General features: G+C 62.8%; 16 protein-coding genes and 1 pseudogene. 10 read left to right on the top strand and 7 right to left on the bottom strand.

Going from position 1 to position 19,162, the window contains the following annotated elements; translation table 11 throughout:
• Nucleotides 1-60 precede the first annotated feature (60 nt).
• The 8 genes and pseudogenes from LOY34_RS00490 to LOY34_RS00455 all read left to right on the top strand — a co-directional run bounded on the left by LOY34_RS00490 (nucleotide 61) and on the right by LOY34_RS00455 (nucleotide 8,753).
• Nucleotides 61-827 (top strand): annotated as a pseudogene (locus LOY34_RS00490) (TerC family protein).
• 217 nt (nucleotides 828-1,044) lie between these two features.
• On the top strand, nucleotides 1,045-2,703 hold the full coding sequence (locus LOY34_RS00485; RefSeq protein ID WP_195885389.1) for a Na/Pi cotransporter family protein: 1,659 nt from the start codon (nucleotides 1,045-1,047) through the stop codon (nucleotides 2,701-2,703).
• Between the two features lie 37 nt (nucleotides 2,704-2,740).
• Nucleotides 2,741-4,117 carry a pitrilysin family protein gene (locus LOY34_RS00480; protein WP_195885388.1) on the top strand — a complete coding sequence of 459 codons (1,377 nt, stop codon included), beginning with the start codon at nucleotides 2,741-2,743 and terminating at the stop codon, nucleotides 4,115-4,117.
• Between the two features lie 72 nt (nucleotides 4,118-4,189).
• Complete coding sequence (locus tag LOY34_RS00475; protein WP_045200627.1) at nucleotides 4,190-5,209, top strand: DUF5924 family protein; 1,020 nt, start codon at nucleotides 4,190-4,192, stop codon at nucleotides 5,207-5,209.
• A 38-nt stretch (nucleotides 5,210-5,247) separates the two neighbouring features.
• On the top strand, nucleotides 5,248-6,393 hold the full coding sequence (locus LOY34_RS00470; RefSeq protein ID WP_045200628.1) for an ABC transporter permease: 1,146 nt from the start codon (nucleotides 5,248-5,250) through the stop codon (nucleotides 6,391-6,393).
• 5 nt (nucleotides 6,394-6,398) lie between these two features.
• The gene (locus LOY34_RS00465; protein WP_195885937.1) at nucleotides 6,399-7,193 is read left to right on the top strand and encodes an ABC transporter ATP-binding protein; all 795 of its coding nucleotides are present in this window, start codon (nucleotides 6,399-6,401) and stop codon (nucleotides 7,191-7,193) included.
• A gap of 1 nt (nucleotide 7,194) precedes the next feature.
• On the top strand, nucleotides 7,195-8,133 hold the full coding sequence (locus tag LOY34_RS00460) for an MlaD family protein (protein ID WP_045200632.1): 939 nt from the start codon (nucleotides 7,195-7,197) through the stop codon (nucleotides 8,131-8,133).
• Nucleotides 8,130-8,753, top strand: a complete 624-nt coding sequence (locus tag LOY34_RS00455; RefSeq protein WP_195885387.1) for an ABC-type transport auxiliary lipoprotein family protein — start codon at nucleotides 8,130-8,132, stop codon at nucleotides 8,751-8,753. The genes LOY34_RS00460 and LOY34_RS00455 overlap by 4 nt, the downstream gene beginning before the upstream one ends.
• Here LOY34_RS00455 and LOY34_RS00450 read toward each other — a convergent pair.
• From LOY34_RS00450 to LOY34_RS00425, 6 genes are all read right to left on the bottom strand, one after another.
• On the bottom strand, nucleotides 8,735-9,964 hold the full coding sequence (locus tag LOY34_RS00450; RefSeq protein ID WP_045200636.1) for a nucleoside recognition domain-containing protein: 1,230 nt from the start codon (nucleotides 9,962-9,964) through the stop codon (nucleotides 8,735-8,737). The two genes, LOY34_RS00455 and LOY34_RS00450, sit on opposite strands and share 19 nt — an antisense overlap.
• Before the next feature lie 136 nt (nucleotides 9,965-10,100).
• The gene (gene gltP / locus LOY34_RS00445) at nucleotides 10,101-11,432 is read right to left on the bottom strand and encodes a glutamate/aspartate:proton symporter GltP (RefSeq protein WP_195885386.1); all 1,332 of its coding nucleotides are present in this window, start codon (nucleotides 11,430-11,432) and stop codon (nucleotides 10,101-10,103) included.
• Nucleotides 11,433-12,180: 748 nt separating this feature from the next.
• Nucleotides 12,181-12,651: an inhibitor of vertebrate lysozyme family protein gene (locus LOY34_RS00440; RefSeq protein ID WP_045200641.1), complete on the bottom strand. Its 471-nt coding sequence runs from the start codon at nucleotides 12,649-12,651 to the stop codon at nucleotides 12,181-12,183.
• A 2-nt stretch (nucleotides 12,652-12,653) separates the two neighbouring features.
• Nucleotides 12,654-12,818, bottom strand: coding sequence for a DUF1328 domain-containing protein (locus LOY34_RS00435; RefSeq protein ID WP_010222609.1), 165 nt, complete (start codon nucleotides 12,816-12,818; stop codon nucleotides 12,654-12,656).
• A 45-nt stretch (nucleotides 12,819-12,863) separates the two neighbouring features.
• Entirely contained in the window at nucleotides 12,864-13,148 is a 285-nt protein-coding gene (locus tag LOY34_RS00430; RefSeq protein ID WP_093377582.1) for a hypothetical protein, read from the bottom strand.
• A gap of 173 nt (nucleotides 13,149-13,321) precedes the next feature.
• Nucleotides 13,322-14,158, bottom strand: a complete 837-nt coding sequence (locus LOY34_RS00425) for a BON domain-containing protein (RefSeq protein WP_045200645.1) — start codon at nucleotides 14,156-14,158, stop codon at nucleotides 13,322-13,324.
• 207 nt (nucleotides 14,159-14,365) lie between these two features.
• On the opposite strand from LOY34_RS00425, the gene algB reads away from it, so the two are divergent.
• Both algB and LOY34_RS00415 read left to right on the top strand, forming a co-directional pair.
• Nucleotides 14,366-15,712: a sigma-54-dependent response regulator transcription factor AlgB gene (gene algB / locus LOY34_RS00420; RefSeq protein ID WP_038997810.1), complete on the top strand. Its 1,347-nt coding sequence runs from the start codon at nucleotides 14,366-14,368 to the stop codon at nucleotides 15,710-15,712.
• Nucleotides 15,709-17,496 (top strand): KinB sensor domain-containing domain, encoded by a 1,788-nt coding sequence (locus LOY34_RS00415; protein ID WP_230090913.1) that lies wholly within the window; start codon nucleotides 15,709-15,711, stop codon nucleotides 17,494-17,496. The genes algB and LOY34_RS00415 overlap by 4 nt, the downstream gene beginning before the upstream one ends.
• 12 nt (nucleotides 17,497-17,508) lie before the next feature.
• Here the strand turns inward: LOY34_RS00415 and LOY34_RS00410 are convergent, their stop codons facing one another.
• Nucleotides 17,509-19,128 carry an EAL domain-containing protein gene (locus tag LOY34_RS00410; RefSeq protein ID WP_045200651.1) on the bottom strand — a complete coding sequence of 540 codons (1,620 nt, stop codon included), beginning with the start codon at nucleotides 19,126-19,128 and terminating at the stop codon, nucleotides 17,509-17,511.
• Nucleotides 19,129-19,162 lie beyond the last annotated feature (34 nt).

Here is a 19,162-nt window from a genome sequence, read left to right as displayed (position 1 = left end):
TAACCGCTGCCGCGCCCCATCGCCTGGGGCGTTGTGCTTACATCGTTCGAAGGAATACACATGGAATGGCTGACCAGCCCAGAGATCTGGGTTGCCTTTTTACTCTGACGGCGCTTGAGATCGTTCTCGGTATCGACAACATCATCATGATCTCGATCCTGGTCAGCCGCATGCCCAAGCACATGCAGCAGCGCACCCGGATCTTCGGCCTGGCGCTGGCCATGGTCACCCGCATCCTCCTGCTGCTGTCGATCACCTGGGTCATGCGCCTGACCGCCGACCTGTTCGTGGTGTTCGGCCAGGGTATTTCCGGGCGCGACCTGATCCTGTTCTTCGGCGGCCTGTTCCTGTTGTGGAAAAGCTCCCAGGAGATCTACCACGGCCTGGAAGGTGAAGACGAAACCAGCGACGAGCCAAGCGGCGCCGGCGGCAAGTTCTTCTACACCATCATCCAGATCGCCATCATCGACATCGTCTTCTCCCTAGACTCGGTGATTACCGCGGTGGGCATGGTTTCCCACGTACCGGTGATGATCGCCGCGATCGTCGTCGCGGTGCTGGTGATGATGCTCTGCGCCGGCGCCATCAGTAACTTCATCGACAAGCACCCGTCACTGAAGATGCTCGCCCTGTCGTTCCTGATCGTGGTCGGGACCGTGCTGATTGCCGAATCCTTCGACGTTCACGTACCCAAAGGCTACGTCTACTTCGCCATGGCGTTCTCGCTGGCGGTCGAGGCGATCAACATCAAGATGCGCACGGCCATGGCCAAGAAGAAGCAACAGAGCGATCCGGTGAAACTTCGCAAGGACATCCCGGGTCAGTAATCCCGGTGCTGGTGAAAAGGGCCCTGCGCAGGGCCCTTTTTTCATCTTGCGTCATGACAGTTTTGTTTCAAAGGCTGGCGTGGCTATGCGATGCTGGCGCCACGGCCATTGGCCGACTACAGCTTAAGTGAGCACTGGGAAAAACCGCCTGGCAGCAGGACAGGCTCACGGCATCATCCATTTGCCCCGCTGGGGCGCACAACAGGGGGCCTTTTCAATGCTGACCCTGCTCAATCTGCTTTCCGCCGTGGCGTTGCTGATCTGGGGCACGCACATCGTGCGTACCGGTATCCTGCGGGTGTACGGCTCGAACCTGCGCCGGGTGCTGAGCCAGAACATGTCCAAGCGCCCGCTTGCGTTTATCGCCGGCATCCTGGTGACGGCGATGGTGCAAAGCAGCAACGCCACGGCGATGCTGGTGACCTCGTTCGTCGGCCAGAGCCTGATGGGCCTGACCCCGGCGCTGGCGATCATGCTCGGCGCCGATGTCGGTACCGCGCTGATGGCGCGGGTGCTGACCTTTGACCTGTCATGGCTGTCGCCGCTGCTGATCTTTCTCGGGGTAATCTTCTTTCTTTCCCGCAAGCAGACCCGCGCCGGGCAACTGGGCCGCGTCGGTATCGGCCTGGGCCTGATCATCCTCGCCCTGCAGCTGATCGTCGAAGCGGCGGCGCCGATCACCCATGCCCAGGGGGTGAAGGTACTGTTCGCCTCGCTGACCGGCGATATCCTCCTCGATGCCCTGGTCGGCGCCCTGTTCGCATTGATTTCCTACTCCAGCCTTGCCGCCGTGCTGCTCACCGCCACCCTGGCCGGCGCCGAGCTGATCAGCCTGCCGGTGGCCATCGGCCTGGTCATTGGCGCCAACATCGGCAGCGGCCTGCTGGCCTTTCTTAGCACCAGCATGCAAAACGCCGCCGGGCGCCAGGTGGCACTGGGCAGCTTGCTGTACAAGCTGATCGGCCTGGTGCTGATCATTCCCGTGCTGCATCCGCTGGTGGCGTGGATGGACAGCCTGAGTTTCAGCCCCCAGGAGCTGGTGATCGGCTTTCACCTGCTCTACAACACCCTGCGCTGCCTGATCCTGTTGCCGACGGTGACGCCCATGGGCCGCCTGTGCAGATGGTTGCTGCCCGAGCGCGAAGAAGCCAACGGCCGCGCCCGTCCGCGTCACCTCGACGCGACCGCACTGACCACGCCAAGCCTGGCCCTGGCCAACGCGGTGCGCGAAACCCTGCGCATGGGCGACCTGGTCGACAGCATGCTCGATGCCATGCTCAACGTGTTGCGCGGTACCCAGACCGCCATGACCCAGCAGATGCGCGGCCTGGGCGAGGACGTCGAGGCGCTGTACAACGCCATCAAGCTGTACCTGGCGCAAATGCCCCGCGAAGACCTCAGCGAGCAGGACAGCCGGCGCTGGGCGGAGATCATTGAGCTGGCGATCAACCTCAAGCTGGCTGCCGACCTCATCGAGCGCATGCTGCGCAAGGTCCAGCAGCAGAAGACTTCGCAGCGCCGCGAGTTTTCCGAGGTGGGCCTGGAAGAACTGACCGGCCTGCACAGCCAGTTGCTGTCCAATCTGCGCCTGGGCCTGTCGGTGTTTCTCAGCGCCGACCCGGAAAGCGCCCGCCAACTGCTGCGGGAAAAACGCCGCTTCCGCGCCCAGGAGCGGCGCCTGGCCCATGCCCATGTCAGCCGGTTGCAACGTAAAGTGGTGCAAAGTATCGAGACCAGTTCGTTGCACCTGGAGCTGATCGCCGACATGAAACGATTGAACTCCTTGTTCTGCAGCAGTGCCTATGTGGTATTGGGCGGCGCCGATACTGGCGGCCTGCTGCTCGACAGCGTGCCGGACGACGCTCATTCACCGTGATCGCGACACCCCAAGAACTCCCGCAAGGAAGCTCGCCATGCGTTGCCTGATGTTCATTTGCCTGCTGCTGGGCTGCGCGCCCGGCTTTGCCCTCGACCGCTCCCAGGTCGAGGGCTACCTGCTGCCCAACGGTCTGCAGGTGGTGCTCAAGTCAGGTTACGAACGCAACCATGTGTCGATCCGCCTGGTGGTCGGCGTTGGCTTCGATGATTTTCCCTGCGAGCGCCAGGAGCTGCCACACCTGCTCGAACACCTGTTGTTCAGCGGTATCGACGAGGGCGGTGAGGGCGGCCTGGAAGAGCGCATGCAAGCCCTGGGCGGGGAGTGGAACGCCTATACCAGCAGCGCCGATACCACCTTCGTCATCGAGGCGCCGGCACGCAACCAGCGCAAAGTGCTCGACCTGCTGCTGGCGGTGATCAACGACACCCAGATCGATGAAAAAGCCCTGCAGCTGTCCAAGCGCATCGTCGAGCGCGAAGACGGCGGCCATTACTCGCACCTGCAGCGCTGGCTCGATCGCCAGGACCTCGGCCATCGCGCCAGCGACCAGCTGGCCGTGGAGTTGGGGCTCAAATGCGCCGAACGTTCGTCGATCGAGGACATGACCCTGGAGCAGGTCAACGACCTGCGCCAGCACTGGTACGCGGCCAACAACATGACCCTGATCGTGGTTGGCGGCCTCGACCGCCTGCTGCCGGCTTATCTGGAACGCACCTATGGCGAGCTGCCAGCGGTCGAACCAGGCGAGCGCCGGGTACTGGACGGCGTCACCCACAAAGCCGAGGCACGCCGGGAGTTGATTCGCGGCTGGCTGGGCGACAGCGCCCGCCTGCACTGGCTGTTCCTCGAACCGGTGCTGAACAACGACCACAGCCAGACCTGGGACCTGCTGCAGCGCTACCTGGACTGGGCGCTGTACGACGAATTGCGGCTCAAGCACGGGTTTTCCTACGGCCCGTTCAGCCAGCGCGAGAGCTTCGGCGATACCGGGCTGATGGTACTCAACGCCGACCTCGACCGCGCCGATGTCGATGCCGCCGAGCAGGCCCTGGCGGCCATGCTCGAGCGCCTGCGCAAGAACGGCCTGGACCCGGCGACCTTCCAGCGCATCAAGCAGGCTGCCATCGACCGCGAAGCCTGGTCGACCCAGGGCAACAGCGCCCTGGCCGATTACTACTGGGGCGCCTTGAACGACTTTGACGAAGGGCGCTTTGCCGATCCGGCGCGGGCCTTGCGCCGGATCAGCCTGGAAGATGCCAACCAGGCCCTGCAGCAGTTGCTGGCCGAGCCCGGCTATGTGCGGATCGAGAAGCCACTGCTCAGCTACGACGAGCTATATGGCTGGGTGGCGCTGGCGGTGGGGGTGTTGTTGGCCGGGGTGCTTATCTGGGGGCGGCGGCGTTCGCGCTGAAATCATCGCGGGGCAAGCCCGCTCCTACAGAGTATCCTGTGCAGGTTTTTACCTGAACTTGCGAACACCTTCATGCCTCTTTACCTCCAGCGCTTGATCGAGCTGATCAAGCGCTACCCCGGGGTCATCGCCCTCGGCGGTTTCATCTCCGGTGTCGGCAGCTTCATCCTGGTCGATCGCCAGGAAAGCCTGGCCAGCTGGATTGCCATCGTCATGCTCATCAGCTGGATCTGGCTGATGCTCGAGAACACCTTCACCAAGGTCTTCGCCAAGGTCTTCAAGCGCGAAATCCCCCAGCCGCTGTTGCGCTACGCAACGCAGATGATCCACCAGGAAAGCCTGTTCTTCGTCCTGCCGTTTTTCTTCGTCACCACCACCTGGAACAGCGGCCAACTGGTGTTCACCGGCATTCTCGCCGCCGCCGGGCTGATCTCGATCATCGACCCGCTGTACTACAAGTGGCTGGCCCCGCGGCGCTGGCTGTACCTGGCGCTGCATACCCTGACGCTGTTTGCCGCGTTGCTCACCGCGCTGCCGATCATCCTCCACCTGACCACCTCGCAGAGCTTCAAGCTGGCCCTGGGCATCGCCATGCTGCTGTCGTTCCCAAGCCTCGCCAGCAGCTTCCCGATCAGCCACTGGCGCCGGGGGATCATGCTGGTGGTGATGACCCTGGCCGTCGGCGCCGGCGGCTGGATGCTGCGTTCCTGGGTGCCGCCGGCAACCCTGTGGATGACCGAAGTGGCAGTCAGCACCCAGGTCGAGAACCGCACCCCGGGCAAGAGCCTGGAGCAGATCAAAGCCAGTGAAATACGCGCAGGCCTCTATGCCTTCACCGCGATCAACGCCCCACGCGGGCTGAACGAGCGGATTTACCACGTCTGGCAATTCGAGGGCAAAGAGGTTGACCGCATCGCCCTGGACATCCATGGCGGGCGCAAGGAAGGCTACCGCGCCTGGACCCACAAGCAGAACTTCCCCGGCAACCCGGTGGGGCGCTGGCAGGTGCGGGTGCTCACCGAAGACGGCCAGGTCATCGGCGTACTGCGCTTCAAGGTGGTTGACGATGGTCAAGCACCCGCGGCCGAGTAACGCTATGCTCTGAGGCTGCGAACCGTTGGTCGGACTGCATGGAGCCTATGACTACACACGCCAGCGCCACCCTGGACACTGCAAGCAGCCCGCCACGGCTGCGGATCGTCGGTGACTGGACCCTGGCCAACTACACCAGCCTCAAGCGCAGCAGCGACAGCCTGGCCGGCCAGTACGACGCCTCTACCGAGGTCGACCTCGACCAGCTCGGCAAGCTCGACACCGCCGGCGCGGCGTTGCTGGTCGAGCTGCTGGGCGCCGAACGCCTGGCGCGGCTGACCGAAACCGCCACGCACTTGCCCGCCGCCAGCCAGGCGCTGCTCAAGACCGTGTATTGCTCGGTGCAAGACTTCTGCATCCCGGAAAAACAACCCGAGCGCTCGGTACTGATCCAGCTGCTCACCCGCATTGGCCGCGCAGTTGACACCCTGTGGCAAGACACCCTGCAGATCCTCGGCTTCGTCGGCCTGATCCTGCAAACCCTGTTCCTGCGCCTGTTCCAGCCCAAGCGCTGGCGGGTCACCTCGGTGGTTGCGCATATCGAGCAGACTGGCCTGGACGCCGCGCCCATTGTTGCCTTGCTGACCTTTCTGGTGGGGGCGGTGGTGGCCTTTCTTGGCGCCACGGTGCTGGCCAGCTTTGGCGCGAGCATCTTTACCGTCGATCTGGTGGCATTCTCGTTCCTGCGGGAATTCGGCGTGCTGCTGACCGCCATCCTGATGGCCGGGCGCACCGCCAGTGCCTTCACCGCGCAAATTGGCTCGATGAAGGCCAACGAAGAGATCGACGCCATCCGTACCCTGGGCCTCGACCCGGTTGAATTGCTGGTGGTGCCGCGGGTGCTTGCACTGCTGATCGCACTGCCGTTGCTGACCTTTGTCGCCATGCTCTGCGGCATTATCGGCGGCGCGGTGGTCTGCGCGCTGTCACTGGGTATCTCGCCGGCGATGTTCCTGTCGCTGCTGCAAAGCGATATCGGCGTGCAGCACTTTCTGGTCGGCCTGGTCAAAGCCCCGTTCTTCGCCTTCCTGATCGCCGCCATCGGCTGCCTTGAGGGCTTCAAGGTCAGTGGCAGCGCCGAATCGGTCGGCGCCCACACCACCTCCAGCGTGGTCCAGTCGATCTTCGTGGTCATAGTCCTGGATGCCGTGGCGGCGCTGTTCTTCATGGAGATGGGCTGGTGAGCGAGATCCACACAAAGCCACGTGAAGCGGTGATCGAGGCCCGCGGCATCTGCAACCGCTTCGGTACCCAGAGCGTGCACGAGCAGCTCGACCTGGACCTTTGCCGCGGCGAGATCCTCGCCGTGGTCGGTGGCTCGGGCAGCGGCAAGTCGGTGTTGCTGCGCAGCATCGTCGGCCTGCGCCGACCCAACGAAGGCCAGGTGCGAGTGTTCGGCCAGGACTTGAGCAGCGCCAGCGACGAGCAACGCTCGCTGGTCGAGCGGCGTTTCGGCGTGCTGTTCCAGAAGGGCGCGTTGTTCTCGTCGCTGACTGTCACCGAGAACGTCGCCTTGCCGCTGATCGAACACGCAGGCCTGAGCCGCGCCGATGCCGAGCACCTGGCCGGGGTCAAGCTGGCGCTGGCCGGCTTGCCGATTTCGGCGGCAGACAAATACCCGTCGTCGCTGTCCGGCGGCATGATCAAGCGCGCGGCCCTGGCCCGGGCGCTGGCGCTGGATCCGGACATCCTGTTCCTCGACGAACCCACCGCCGGCCTCGACCCGATTGGCGCAGCGGCCTTCGACCAGTTGATCCTGACCCTGCGCGACGCCCTGGGCTTGAGCGTGTTCCTGATCACCCACGACCTGGACACCCTTTACACCATCACCGACCGCGTCGCCGTGCTGTCGCAGAAGAAGGTGCTGGTGGCCGGGCCTATCGCCGAGGTCGAAGACACCGACGACGCCTGGATTCACGATTATTTTCATGGCCCGCGTGGCCGCGCGGCGTATCAGGCCGCTACAGCGCCCAAGGAGCTCTGAGATGGAAACCCGTGCACATCATGTCCTGATCGGCCTGGTCACCGTGCTGGTGGTGGCCGGCGCCATGCTGTTCGGCCTGTGGCTGACCAAGTCGAGCGTCGACAGCACCTTCAAGGATTACCAGGTGGTATTCAACGAGGCCGTCTCCGGTTTGTCCCGGGGCAGCTCGGTGCAGTACAGCGGTATCAAGGTCGGCGACGTCACCAGCCTGCGCCTGGACCCCAACGACCCGCGCCGGGTCCTGGCCCAGGTGCGCCTGAGCGCCGATACGCCGGTCAAGGAAGACACCCTGGCCAAGCTGACCCTGACCGGCATCACCGGCACCTCGTTCATCCAGCTCAGTGGCGGCACGCCGCAAAGCCCGGAGCTCAAGGGCAAGGACGGCAAGTTGCCAGTGATCGTCGCCTCACCGTCGCCGATTGCCCGCCTGCTGGACGACAGCAGCGACCTGATGACCAACATCAACGCCCTGGTGCACAACGCCAACCAGCTGTTCTCCGAAGACAACGTCACCCGCCTGAGCAACACCCTGAGCAACCTTGAACAGACCACCGGCGCCTTCAACGACCAGCGTGGTGACATCCGCGAGGGTATCCAGCAACTGGCCCAGGTCGGCAAGCAGGCTGGCGCCATGCTCGAACAGACCAGCGAACTGATGCGCAACGCCAATGGCCTGCTCAGCAGCCAGGGCAAGCAGATGTTCGGCAGCGCCGAGCAAGCCATGCAGTCGCTGGCGCAAAGCACCGAAACCATCAACAAGCTGCTCAATGACAATCGTGAAGCCATCGATGGCGGCGCCCAGGGCTTCAACCAGCTGGCGCCGGCCATCCGCGAGCTACGCGACACCCTGACCTCGCTCAAGGGCATTTCCCAGCGCCTGGAAGCCAACCCCAGCGGCTACCTGCTGGGCCGTGACAAAAACAAGGAGTTCGAGCCATGAGCCGTACCTGTCGCTACCTGGCCCTGGCCACTGCACTGAGCCTGGGCAGCGCCTGCTCGATCCTGCCGCAGGCCGAGCCTGCCGATGTTTATCGCCTGCCTTCGGCGCAAAGCACCCGCTCGCTGACACAAAGCGCGCCGTGGTCGCTGCGGATCAACAAGCCAATCGCCAGTGATGCCCTGAACAGCCCGCGCATCGCCGTGGTGCCGCAGGGCAACCTGATCAGCAGCTACAAGGGCGCGCGCTGGAGCGACCCGGCGCCGACGTTGCTACGCAACCGCATGCTCGATGCCTTCCAGCGTGACGGCCGCGTGCAGCGCCTGAGCGCCGACGACAGCAACCTGCAAAGCGATTATGAAATTGCCGGCGAACTGCAGGCCTTCCAGAGCGAGTACAGCGCCGGCGGCCTGGCTGTGGTGATCCGCTACGACGCCCGCCTGGTGCAGGGCCGTAGCCAGCGCATCCTTGCCAGCCAGCGCTTCGAAGTACGCCAGCCGTTGAGCGACAAGCAGGTAGCCGCGGTAGTCAGCGGCTTCGGCTCAGCCAGCGACCAGTTGATGAAACAACTGGTCGACTGGACGGTAAACCAGGCCGCTCAGCTTCAGGCGAAGAACCAGTAGCAGACGAAGATCGCCGCGATCACCCCGGACAGCTCGGCCAGCAGCGCACAACCCACCGCATGGCGGGCGCGCTGGATGCCGACGGCGCCAAAATACACCGCCAGCACATAGAAAGTGGTTTCGGTGCTGCCCTGGATGGTCGCTGCCACCAGGGCCGGGAAGCTGTCGACGCCGTGGGTCTGCATGGTTTCGATCAGCATTGCCCGCGCCGCACTGCCGGAGAACGGCTTGACCAACGCGGTGGGCAGGCCCTCGACAAAGCGCGTGTCCCAGCCCAGCCACGCGACTGCATGACGGATACCATCCAGAGCCAGCTCCAGCGCCCCTGAGGCGCGCAGCACGCCGACGGCGCAGAGCATGGCAACCAGGTAGGGCAACAGGCTTTTGGCGACGTCAAAGCCCTCCTTGGCGCCTTCCACGAAGGTTTCATAGACCTTCACCCGCTTCAGCGCGCCGACCACCAAAAACAGGATGATCAGGCCGAACAGGGTCAGGTTGCCGAGAATCGACGACAGCCCCGCCAGCGCGGTAGCCGACAGGGTGCCGAGAAACGCCATGAAACCGCCCAGCAGCAACGCACCGGGAATCAGGTACGCCAGCACCACCGGGTCCCACAGGCGCAGGCGCTGCATTACCGCCACCGACAGCAGGCCGACCAGGGTCGAGGCGCTAGTGGCGAGCAGGATCGGCAGGAACACCAGGGTCGGGTCCATCGCCCCCTGCTGGGCGCGGTACATGAAGATGGTCACCGGCAGCAGGGTCAGCGACGAGGCGTTGAGCACCAGAAAGAGGATCTGCGCGTTGCTGGCCGTGGTCGAGCTGGGGTTGAGCTCCTGCAGCGCACGCATGGCCTTGAGGCCGATAGGCGTGGCGGCGTTGTCCAGGCCCAGGCCGTTGGCGGCGAAGTTGAGGGTGATCAGGCCCAGGGCCGGGTGACCGGGCGGGACTTCCGGCATCAACCGGGCAAACAGCGGGCCGAGGACCTTGGCCAGCCATTCGACGATGCCGGCTTTTTCGGCAATCTTCAAAAAGCCCAGCCACAGCGTCAGGGTGCCGAACAGCAGGACCATGACCTCGACCGAAAGCTTGGCCATGGCAAAGATGCTTTCGACCATTGCCGCGAAGATCCCGGCGTTACCGCCCACCAGCCATTGGGCCATGGCCGAAATGGCCGCGACAATGAAAAAACCAAGCCAAAGGCCGTTGAGCATCCGTTGTTCCCCCCAAAGATGGCGCAAATGATAGCGGGCCGGGTTGGCTTCGCGCCATAAACGTCGAGTTACTCCCGATGTAGCCAACAAAAAAGCCCCGACCAGGTCGGGGCTTTTCGTACAGCCAGGTTAGCGCTTACTTGCTGGCAGTTTTGCCAGCCGGTACGGCTTCCTTGCTGCGCCAGTGCGGCAGCGAGTTCCAGTAGCGCTGGCCCTTGGCATCGTCGTACATGCCTTCCCAACGAGCGATAACCAGAACCGCCAGGGCGTTGCCGATTACGTTCAGGGCAGTACGGGCCATGTCCATGATGCGGTCGACACCGGCGATGAAGGCCAGGCCTTCCAGCGGGATACCGACGCTGCCCAGGGTGGCCAGCAGGACCACGAAGGACACGCCCGGTACACCGGCGATGCCTTTGGAGGTGACCATCAGGGTCAGCACCAGCAGCAGCTGCTGGCTCAGCGACAGGTCAATGCCGTACAGCTGGGCGATGAAGATCGCCGCGATGCTCTGGTACAGAGTCGAACCGTCAAGGTTGAACGAGTAGCCGGTCGGTACCACGAAGCTGCAGATGGCTTTCGGCGCACCGTAGGCTTCCATCTTCTCGATCACGCGCGGCAGCACGGTCTCGGAGCTGGCGGTGGAGTAGGCCAGGACCAGTTCGTCCTTGAAGATGCGCATCAGCTTGATCACCGAGAAGCCGAACAGGCGGGCGATCAGGCCAAGGACCATGAAGGCGAAGAAGGCGATGGCGAAGTACACCAGCAGCACCAGCTTGGCCAGCGGCAGCAGCGAGGCGAAGCCGAAGTTGGCGACGGTCACCGCGATCAGCGCGAACACACCGATTGGCGCGTAGTTCATGATCATGTGAGTGACCTTGAACATGGCTTCGGAGACGCCCTGGAAGGTTTTCACCAGCGGGTCGCGGATGTCTGCCTGCAGGCTCGACAGGCCCAGGCCGAACAGCACCGAGAAGAAGATGATCGGCAGCATCTCACCGCGCATCAGCGCTGCGAAGATGTTCGACGGGATCAGGTTGAGGATGGTTTCGATGAACGCATGCTCATGCTGAACCTCGGCCGCCGTGGCCTGGTACTTGGAGATATCGACGGTACCCAGGGTGCTCATGTCGATGCCGGCGCCCGGGTGGAACAGGTTGGCCAGGACCAGGCCGACGACGATGGCGATGGTAGTCACCACCTCGAAGTAGATAATGGTCTTGAGGCCGATACTGCCGAGTTTTTTCGCATCGCCAACCCCGGCGATACCCACGATCAGCGACGAAATCACGATCGGGATGACGATCATCTTGATCAGGCGAATGAAGATGTCACCGGCAGGTTGCAGGACGTTACTGATCCACCATGCCTTTTCTGCACTGAAATGGTTCAGTAAAGCGCCGATTGCAATCCCCAGTACCAGACCGATGAGGATCTGCCAGGCGAGGCTTAGCTTTGCCTTCTTCATGTCGTTACCTTTTCTTCAAGTGGAAACGGCCACCAGGCTGATAACCTCGACCCAGAGCTGTTGCCAGCAATCCGTATCGTTTCTTGTTATCTACCGATGGCACCGTAAAAGGTCACCGCAAGCGAGCGTAGGAACGCTCAGGCCAGCGAAAAAAGGCGCAACTATTCCCACGTGGGGGGGCTCCGTCTAATGCCGTAAACGACTACCCCATGCCGAATCGGCATGAGGTTTATCGGCCAAAACGTACGTCACAATGGGTTATTCGCCTACCGTTCGGAAATCCGACGATGGCCAAAGCGCCATAATCCGGCCGATATAGAGGTATGCGCCCGAGTGACAAAGGGCGTTGTTCGACAATCCGAATGGGTGAAATCGCAGCGACTTTGCCAGGACGGCGGGGCGAAAAAATATCGATGTACGGTCGGGCAAAAATATGCGTCGACAGCTTCGGTAGGAAAAACGAATTTGTTGCGGGGGAAAAAGCGATCGCCGTAAAGAGCGCTACGGAAGTCCGGTCGGACACCTCTGCCTGAAGGCAGTTGTCCGACCCGCAACTTCCGCTACCGCTTCACCTGACCCGGCCCTCATCGGAGGTACTCCCTGTACCCCTAGGCCCCTCCGATCCTGAAACAATCAGAGCAGCCCGGCCCCCTGGTCATGCGCCTGCCTTCCTCGGGCGGCGCAGCATAGAAGCCTGAAATGAAAAAAGGTTCAGCTTCTATATATGTACAGAAGTGTGAGCAACACCTCAGTACCAGTTCGGATCACGTTTGAGCTGCTCCTTGAGCAGGGCCTGCATGCCTTCGTCCGGCTTGCCCAGCCAACGGTAGTCGGCGTGGCGTGTGGGCGACTTGTCGGACGGCAGGCCTTCGGGCACTTCTACCAGCATTCCGTAGGCTTCGTCCTTGTCCCAACTGAAGGCGACAATCAGACGCTTGTTCAGGCACTTCTGCTCGGATTCGCACAACGGTCCGACCAGATACTTGTCGCCATCTTCCTCAACCGCCGACATCTGTTGCTCGGAAGTACCACTCAGGTTGAGGACCCATTCGGGCAAGCGTTCTTCGTTTTTGACCACGTCCTGCCAGGTTTCCCGGTATTCGGGGTCCGAGCCAAGAATCTGGTTGGCCCGGACCTGGCCGTCATTGGCCGCCATTGCCGCTGCGCTGCCGCCCATGATCAGGGCGGCAACCAGGGCTCTGCCTAGCGTTGTGCTCATACTCAGCCCCTACCGCGGCGACCAAAGAAGAAGGACACCACGAACAGCACCAGGAAGATAATGAACAGAATCTTCGCGATACCGGTAGCGGCGCCGGCGATACCACCGAAGCCCAGCACGGCAGCGACAATGGCGATAATCAGGAAGGTGATGGCCCAACTCAACATGGTGATTCTCCTTACCGTTTTTGGAAGAGGTCCTTGGGTGCTCGGTTAAAACACCCAGCGATCACGTGGTGCAGCAGTGTCGACAACGGCAGGAGTGGTCACCGGCGTAGACAGTGCGACCCTGGCCTGCAGCGCAGCTACCGGGCGTTGTGCCTGAACCTGCGCCACCAGCGCGGCCTGGGCAGCCAGCTGCTCGGCACTGCGCGCGGTTTCCCAGCTGTTGTAGAGCTGGCCGGCAATCAGGGTCAGCAGCAGCGCCAGGCTGAAAAACAGACCCTGGCGCAGCTGAAGCGAAGAAACCTGCACTAGGGTGGCGGTTTGGCGGTTCATGCCGTGCTCCTCCTGCTGCTTTTATTGTTGACTTGATGTAGTCATTGCAGCCTGCATGCCAGCCTTTGGAGCTATTTTTTATCCTTATAAATCAACAAGTTATGTACACACATCGGTTCAGCCTAAAACGTATCCTGCACGATCGGGCTCAAGCGTTCGTGCGTTTTGCATGATCAGCCCTGCACCTTGGTTGCTACCTTGAGCATGTCGGCATCCACCCCGCGCACGCCGCGAATCTGCCGGGCGACCTCGATGGCGATGGTCTTCTGTTCGCTGCTGACCACCTCGCCGGACAACCGCACCACGCCATCCTGGGTCGCCACTTTGATGTTCGGGCCATCGAGGTTGCGGCTGTACATGAAGCTGGTCTGCACCTTGGCATTGATCCAGGCGTCGCTGAGCTGCGGCTCGGTCACCTGCTGCTGGCGCTCTTCACGCTGCCTGGCCAGATCGGCCGCACTCAGGCTGATGAGGTTGTTGACCAGGTAAACGCCCTCGGTGGAGCTGGCCAGTACCCCCGCCAGCTCTTTGGCTTCGGCGCTACTGACCTGGCCGCGCAGGGTCACCACGCCCTCACGGCTGTCGACTTCTATAGGTGCTGCCTGGGTGTGGGTGCTCCACAGCAGACGCGCGCGAATGATCGAGGCGAGGGTCGCGTCTTCCAGGCGCTGGGCATAGGCGCGCCGCTCCAAAGGTTGCTCGACCAGTTCGGCATTGACCTTGAGGTCGTTCTGCACCGCTTCGATGCCGCGGGTGGCCAGAGCAACGGCTTCGGCCAGCTGGCGCTCGACCTGGTTCTCAACCTCGCCGCGCAAATGCGCCGTACTGCCCTCGACCCTGACCTCGATCTTGTATGGGTTGAGCAAGCGGTTGAGCGCCAGGGCGGTTTGCAAGGCGCCTTCCTGGCGCGCCTGCTGCACGCTGGAAGCCGGTGATTCGGCGGCGCTGCTGGCCATCGGCAGCAGCAGGAACAGGGCAGTGGCGACTGCCAACGGATAGGGCGCGAACATGAGAAAACCTCCGAGGGCTCAGAGTCTTTTGTCTTCGCAGTACTCGTGCCAGTTCCTTGCGGATAAACAACTGCTGATTTTTCAGTGAGTTAGATAAGTGTTGGGCGAACGGCTACCATGCAGGCAACGGAATGAATCAGAATGAACCATGCAACTTGCCCGATTTTTCCGACACTAACCTAGATCATTCTCAAAGGAGCGTAGGAAATGGAGTCAGCCCAGGAACATCAAGGCCGTATTCTGCTGGTCGACGATGAGTCCGCCATCCTGCGAACCTTTCGTTACTGTCTTGAAGATGAAGGCTACAGCGTTGCCACCGCCAACAGCGCGGCGCAGGCCGAAACCCTGCTGCAACGGCAAGTCTTCGACTTGTGTTTCCTCGACCTGCGCCTGGGCGAAGACAACGGCCTGGATGTTTTGGCGCAGATGCGTATCCAGGCGCCATGGATGCGCGTGGTGATCGTCACCGCGCATTCGGCGGTCGACACGGCGGTGGATGCGATCCAGGCCGGCGCCGCCGATTACCTGGTCAAGCCCTGCAGCCCGGACCAGTTGCGCCTGGCCACGGCCAAGCAACTGGAAGTCCGTCAGTTGTCGGCGCGCCTCGAAGCGCTGGAAGGCGAAGTGCGTAAGCCCAAGGACGGCCTCGACTCACACAGCCCGGCCATGATGGTGGTGCTGGAAACCGCTCGCCAGGTTGCCACCACCGACGCCAACATCCTCATTCTTGGTGAGTCCGGCACCGGTAAAGGCGAACTGGCCCGCGCCATTCACGGCTGGAGCAAACGCGCGCGCAAGGCCTGCGTGACCATCAACTGCCCGTCGCTGACGGCCGAGCTGATGGAAAGCGAGCTGTTCGGCCACAGCCGCGGGGCCTTTACCGGTGCCAGCGAAAGCACCCTGGGGCGGGTCAACCAGGCTGACGGCGGGACCTTGTTCCTCGATGAAATCGGCGATTTCCCGCTGACCCTGCAGCCCAAGCTGCTGCGCTTTATCCAGGACAAGGAATACGAGCGCGTCGGCGACCCGGTGACCCGCCGCGCCGACGTGCGAATTCTCGCCGCGACCAACCTCAACCTCGAGGACATGGTCCGCGAAGGGCGCTTTCGCGAAGACCTGCTGTACCGCCTGAACGTCATCACCCTGCACCTGCCGCCCCTGCGCGAGCGCAGTGAAGATATCCTCACCCTGGCCGATCGCTTCCTTGCCCGCTTCGTCAAGGAATACTCGCGCCCGGCCCGCGCCTTCAGCGACGAGGCCCGCGCCGCGCTGCTCAACTACCGCTGGCCGGGCAACATCCGCGAACTGCGCAACGTGGTCGAGCGGGCGAGCATCATCTGTGCCCAGGAGCGCGTCGAAATCAGCCACCTGGGCATGGCCGAACAACCGGCCAGCAATGCCCCGCGCATTGGCGCGGCACTGAGCCTGGATGAACTGGAACGCGCCCATATCGGTGCGGTACTGGCCACCAGCGAAACCCTCGACCAGGCCGCCAAGACTCTCGGAATCGACGCCTCGACCCTGTACCGCAAGCGCAAGCAGTACAACTTATGAAACTGGCGATGAAGCTGCGCACGCGGCTTTTCCTCAGCATTTCGGCGCTGATCACCGTCGCCCTGTTCGGCTTGCTGCTGGGCCTGGTCAGCGTGCTGCAGATGGCCAGCGCGCAACAGGCGCTGGTGCGGGAAAACTCGGTAACCCTCGACCTGGGCCTGAAGCTGCGGCAGAACCTGGGCGAGCAGTTGACCCTGCTGCTGGATGACGCCCCGGACAAGCCGGCCCTCGAAACCTTGCAACGCCAGTTCCAGCAACTACTGGACGAAGGCATCAACCATGACGACGAAAGCCCGGGCGACCAGGGTTTTGCCAAGGCCAACCTCGACTACCAGGCCTTTTTGCAGGCTTACCGCAACAGCGCTGCCACCTCGAAAAGCCTGGGCGCCGACCAGCCCCTGGGCCATGCCTTCAACCTGTTGCGCAGCGACCTGGTCGAATCGCACAAGCGCGCTTTGCAGCACATTAATGAAAGCGAGCAGAAAGCCCATGACCGCGCCCTGCTGATTGGCGGTTTGCTCGGCCTGGTGGGCCTGACAGTATTGATTCTCGGTTTTGTCACCGCCCATGGTATCGCCCGCCGGGTCGGCCAGCCGATCGAAGCATTGGCCAAGGCGGCCGACCAGATCGGCCAAGGTAACTTCGAGGTCACCCTGCCGGTGTCCCACGCCCTGGAGCTGAACCAGCTGACCCGCCGCTTTGGCCTGATGGCCGAGGCTTTGCGCAAGCATCAGGCAACCAACATCGACGAAGTGCTGGCCGGCCAGCAGCGCTTGCAGGCGGTGCTCGACAGTATCGACGACGGCCTGCTGATCATCGATCGCCAGGGTCATCTGGAGCATCTCAACCCGGTCGCCCAGCGCCAACTGGGCTGGGAAGATGCGCGTCTGGGCACAGGCCTTGGCGATGCCCTGCAACGCCCGGAGCTGGACGAGCAACTGCGCCTGGTACTGCGCGGCGGCACCCTCGACCGCGTGCCTGACGACCTCAGCCTGGAAATAGATGAAGAAACCCGGCTGCTTTCCTACAGCCTGACGCCGGTATGCCACCCACAAGGGCAAATCCTCGGCGCGGTGATGGTGCTGCACGATGTCACCGAGCAACGTGCCTTCGAACGGGTACGCAGCGAGTTCGTCCTGCGCGCGTCTCATGAACTGCGCACGCCAGTGACCGGCATGCACATGGCCTTCGGCCTGCTGCGCGAACGCCTGAAGTTTGCCCCCGGCTCGCGGGAAGCCGATCTGTCCGACACCATCGGCGAAGAGATGCAGCGCCTGAACCAGCTGATCAACGACCTGCTGAACTTCTCTCGTTACCAGAGCGGCCTGCAAAAACTCGACCTGACCCCCTGCGCCATCGACGAACTGCTCGGCCGGGCCTGCGAACGCTTTGCCGCCGCGGCCAACGACAAACAGATCGAGCTGCAGGTCGAGCTGACTGCGCCGCTACCGCGTATCCAGGCCGATCCGGCGCAATTGGACCGGGTCATGGACAACCTGCTCGACAACGCCGTGCGCCATACGCCAACCGCCGGGCGCATCCGCTTGCATGCACGCCGCCACGCCGAGCGGGTGATTATCAGCATCGAAGACAACGGCGAGGGCATTGCCTACGGCCAGCAGGGCAGAATCTTCGAACCTTTCGTCCAGGTCGGACGCAAAAAGGGCGGTGCCGGCCTGGGCCTGGCGCTGTGCAAGGAGATTGTCCAGTTGCACGGCGGGCGCATGGGTGTGTACTCGCGGCCCGGGCAAGGCACTCAGTTCTATATGGCCTTGCCAGTCTGAATCGCCTGCGGCTCAGGCTTCGTCGTCGATGCGCCGGGGCCCGAGCCGCCGGCCGCGGGTGATCAGCTCGATGAACTGGCGTGCATTGAGCGGATGGGCGAACAACCAGCCCTGGCCATAATTGACCCCTTCGCTATTGAGCAGCAGGGCCTGGTCTTCGTACTCGATGCCTTCGGCAATTACCCGTAGCTGCAGGGCATGGGCCATGCGGATGATATGCGGGGCCACGCCGCTGCTCGCTGCGTCATGGCCCAGGGCATCGATAAAGGCCTTGTCGATCTTCAGGCAGTCGACCGGCAAGGTTTGCAGGTAGGCCAGGCTGCAATAGCCGGTACCAAAATCATCGATCAACACCTGGTGCCCGACGGCCCGCAAGGCCTGCAGGTTGTCCCGGGCCACCACCACATCGATCAACCCACGCTCGGTAACCTCGAAGGCAATCTGGCTGGCCGCCACGTGGTGCATGGCCAGCAGGCGTGCCGCCACCCGGCCGATTCTCGGCACCATCACATCGCAAGCGGCAAGGTTGACCGAGATGTACAGCTGGCGGTTGGCGCGCAGCAACTGGCCGAGTTGCTCGAGCACCCGCTGCAGGACGAAATCGGTGATCTGGCGGATCTGCCCGGTGTTCTCCGCCAACGGGATGAACAGGTCCGGGCTGGTTAGCGTGCCATCCGAGCGACGCCAGCGCACCAGTGCTTCGGCTCCGACACAGCGGCGGCTGTTGAGCTCGAAAATAGGCTGGTAAAGCACCTGCAATTCGCCCCGGCGCAGCGCGCCCTGCAGCTCCGAACTCATCGAGCGACGTTGGCGAATCAGCTGTAACACCAGCCAGCCAATGCACCAGGCCAGTACCAGGCTACCGGGGAACAACAGCCAGAGAATGCCGTTCATCTTCAGCGGCATGCTGGCCCTGGGCGCGATCAGCACCAGTTGATAGTCCGGTGACTTGGTCGGCATGCGGTAGATCAGCCGATCCGGGAGCTCCAGCAGCGAACCACTTGAGGCCGGCGGCCAATCGGCGGACGGCGGCCAGACCTGCGGCGGGCCCAGCACCGGTACCGCCCGTGTGCCGTTGTCGAGCACCACCAGCAGGCTGCCTTCGGGCGGCAGGTCAACCACGTCGGTGATGTGCCCGCGAGAGGTGGCGACCAGGAACTTGCCCCGGCCCAGCATCAGCGCCGCCAGGTTGTCATCCGGCTCGGTGGTAGTGTTAAGCCAGTAGCTATAGGTCGGGCCCTGGATATCCGCAGGCCGCAGCGGGTTGATGGTGCGCTCGCCAACCCGGTTGGAACAGGCAACATTACCATCGACGTAAGCGGCTTCGTAGACGAAGCGATAATTGAAGGCGACCTGCTGCAAAGCCGTCAGCATGCTGGCATCGCACCCGCGCACGGGTTGCGACTGCAATTGATCGACGCCTTCGCGCAGCTGACCGAAGATCTGCTCCAGGCGCACCAGAAAGCGCTCGCCCTTGGCGTTCATCTGCTCGATTTCGCTTTGCTGCATCTGGTGCATGGCCACACCGACGCTGGCCATGAGCAGCAGGATCGCGCTGGCCGTAGCCGCGAGTGTGGCCAGTAACCAGGGACGATAGAGCAAATGGCGCAACACCGAGAGGGCAGCTGACATCAATAATTATCCAGTTGAATACCAAGAGGTATAG

Origin of the sequence: Pseudomonas sp. B21-009 (assembly GCF_024749345.1) — a bacterium.
Classification (GTDB): domain Bacteria; phylum Pseudomonadota; class Gammaproteobacteria; order Pseudomonadales; family Pseudomonadaceae; genus Aquipseudomonas.
Note: the sequence above shows the minus strand (reverse complement) of the source record. Positions and strands in the feature narration are given on the sequence as shown.

Coding starts and splice junctions, on each gene's coding strand:
- LOY34_RS00470 (WP_045200628.1), top strand. CDS start 5,248: ATGGAGCCTATGACTACACACGCCAGCGCCACCCTGGACACTGCAAGC.
- LOY34_RS00415 (WP_230090913.1), top strand. CDS start 15,709: ATGAAACTGGCGATGAAGCTGCGCACGCGGCTTTTCCTCAGCATTTCG.
- LOY34_RS00485 (WP_195885389.1), top strand. CDS start 1,045: ATGCTGACCCTGCTCAATCTGCTTTCCGCCGTGGCGTTGCTGATCTGG.
- LOY34_RS00475 (WP_045200627.1), top strand. CDS start 4,190: ATGCCTCTTTACCTCCAGCGCTTGATCGAGCTGATCAAGCGCTACCCC.
- LOY34_RS00410 (WP_045200651.1), bottom strand. CDS start 19,128: ATGTCAGCTGCCCTCTCGGTGTTGCGCCATTTGCTCTATCGTCCCTGG.
- LOY34_RS00455 (WP_195885387.1), top strand. CDS start 8,130: ATGAGCCGTACCTGTCGCTACCTGGCCCTGGCCACTGCACTGAGCCTG.
- LOY34_RS00435 (WP_010222609.1), bottom strand. CDS start 12,818: ATGTTGAGTTGGGCCATCACCTTCCTGATTATCGCCATTGTCGCTGCC.
- LOY34_RS00430 (WP_093377582.1), bottom strand. CDS start 13,148: ATGAACCGCCAAACCGCCACCCTAGTGCAGGTTTCTTCGCTTCAGCTG.
- algB (WP_038997810.1), top strand. CDS start 14,366: ATGGAGTCAGCCCAGGAACATCAAGGCCGTATTCTGCTGGTCGACGAT.
- LOY34_RS00425 (WP_045200645.1), bottom strand. CDS start 14,158: ATGTTCGCGCCCTATCCGTTGGCAGTCGCCACTGCCCTGTTCCTGCTG.
- gltP (WP_195885386.1), bottom strand. CDS start 11,432: ATGAAGAAGGCAAAGCTAAGCCTCGCCTGGCAGATCCTCATCGGTCTG.
- LOY34_RS00450 (WP_045200636.1), bottom strand. CDS start 9,964: ATGCTCAACGGCCTTTGGCTTGGTTTTTTCATTGTCGCGGCCATTTCG.
- LOY34_RS00460 (WP_045200632.1), top strand. CDS start 7,195: ATGGAAACCCGTGCACATCATGTCCTGATCGGCCTGGTCACCGTGCTG.
- LOY34_RS00440 (WP_045200641.1), bottom strand. CDS start 12,651: ATGAGCACAACGCTAGGCAGAGCCCTGGTTGCCGCCCTGATCATGGGC.
- LOY34_RS00480 (WP_195885388.1), top strand. CDS start 2,741: ATGCGTTGCCTGATGTTCATTTGCCTGCTGCTGGGCTGCGCGCCCGGC.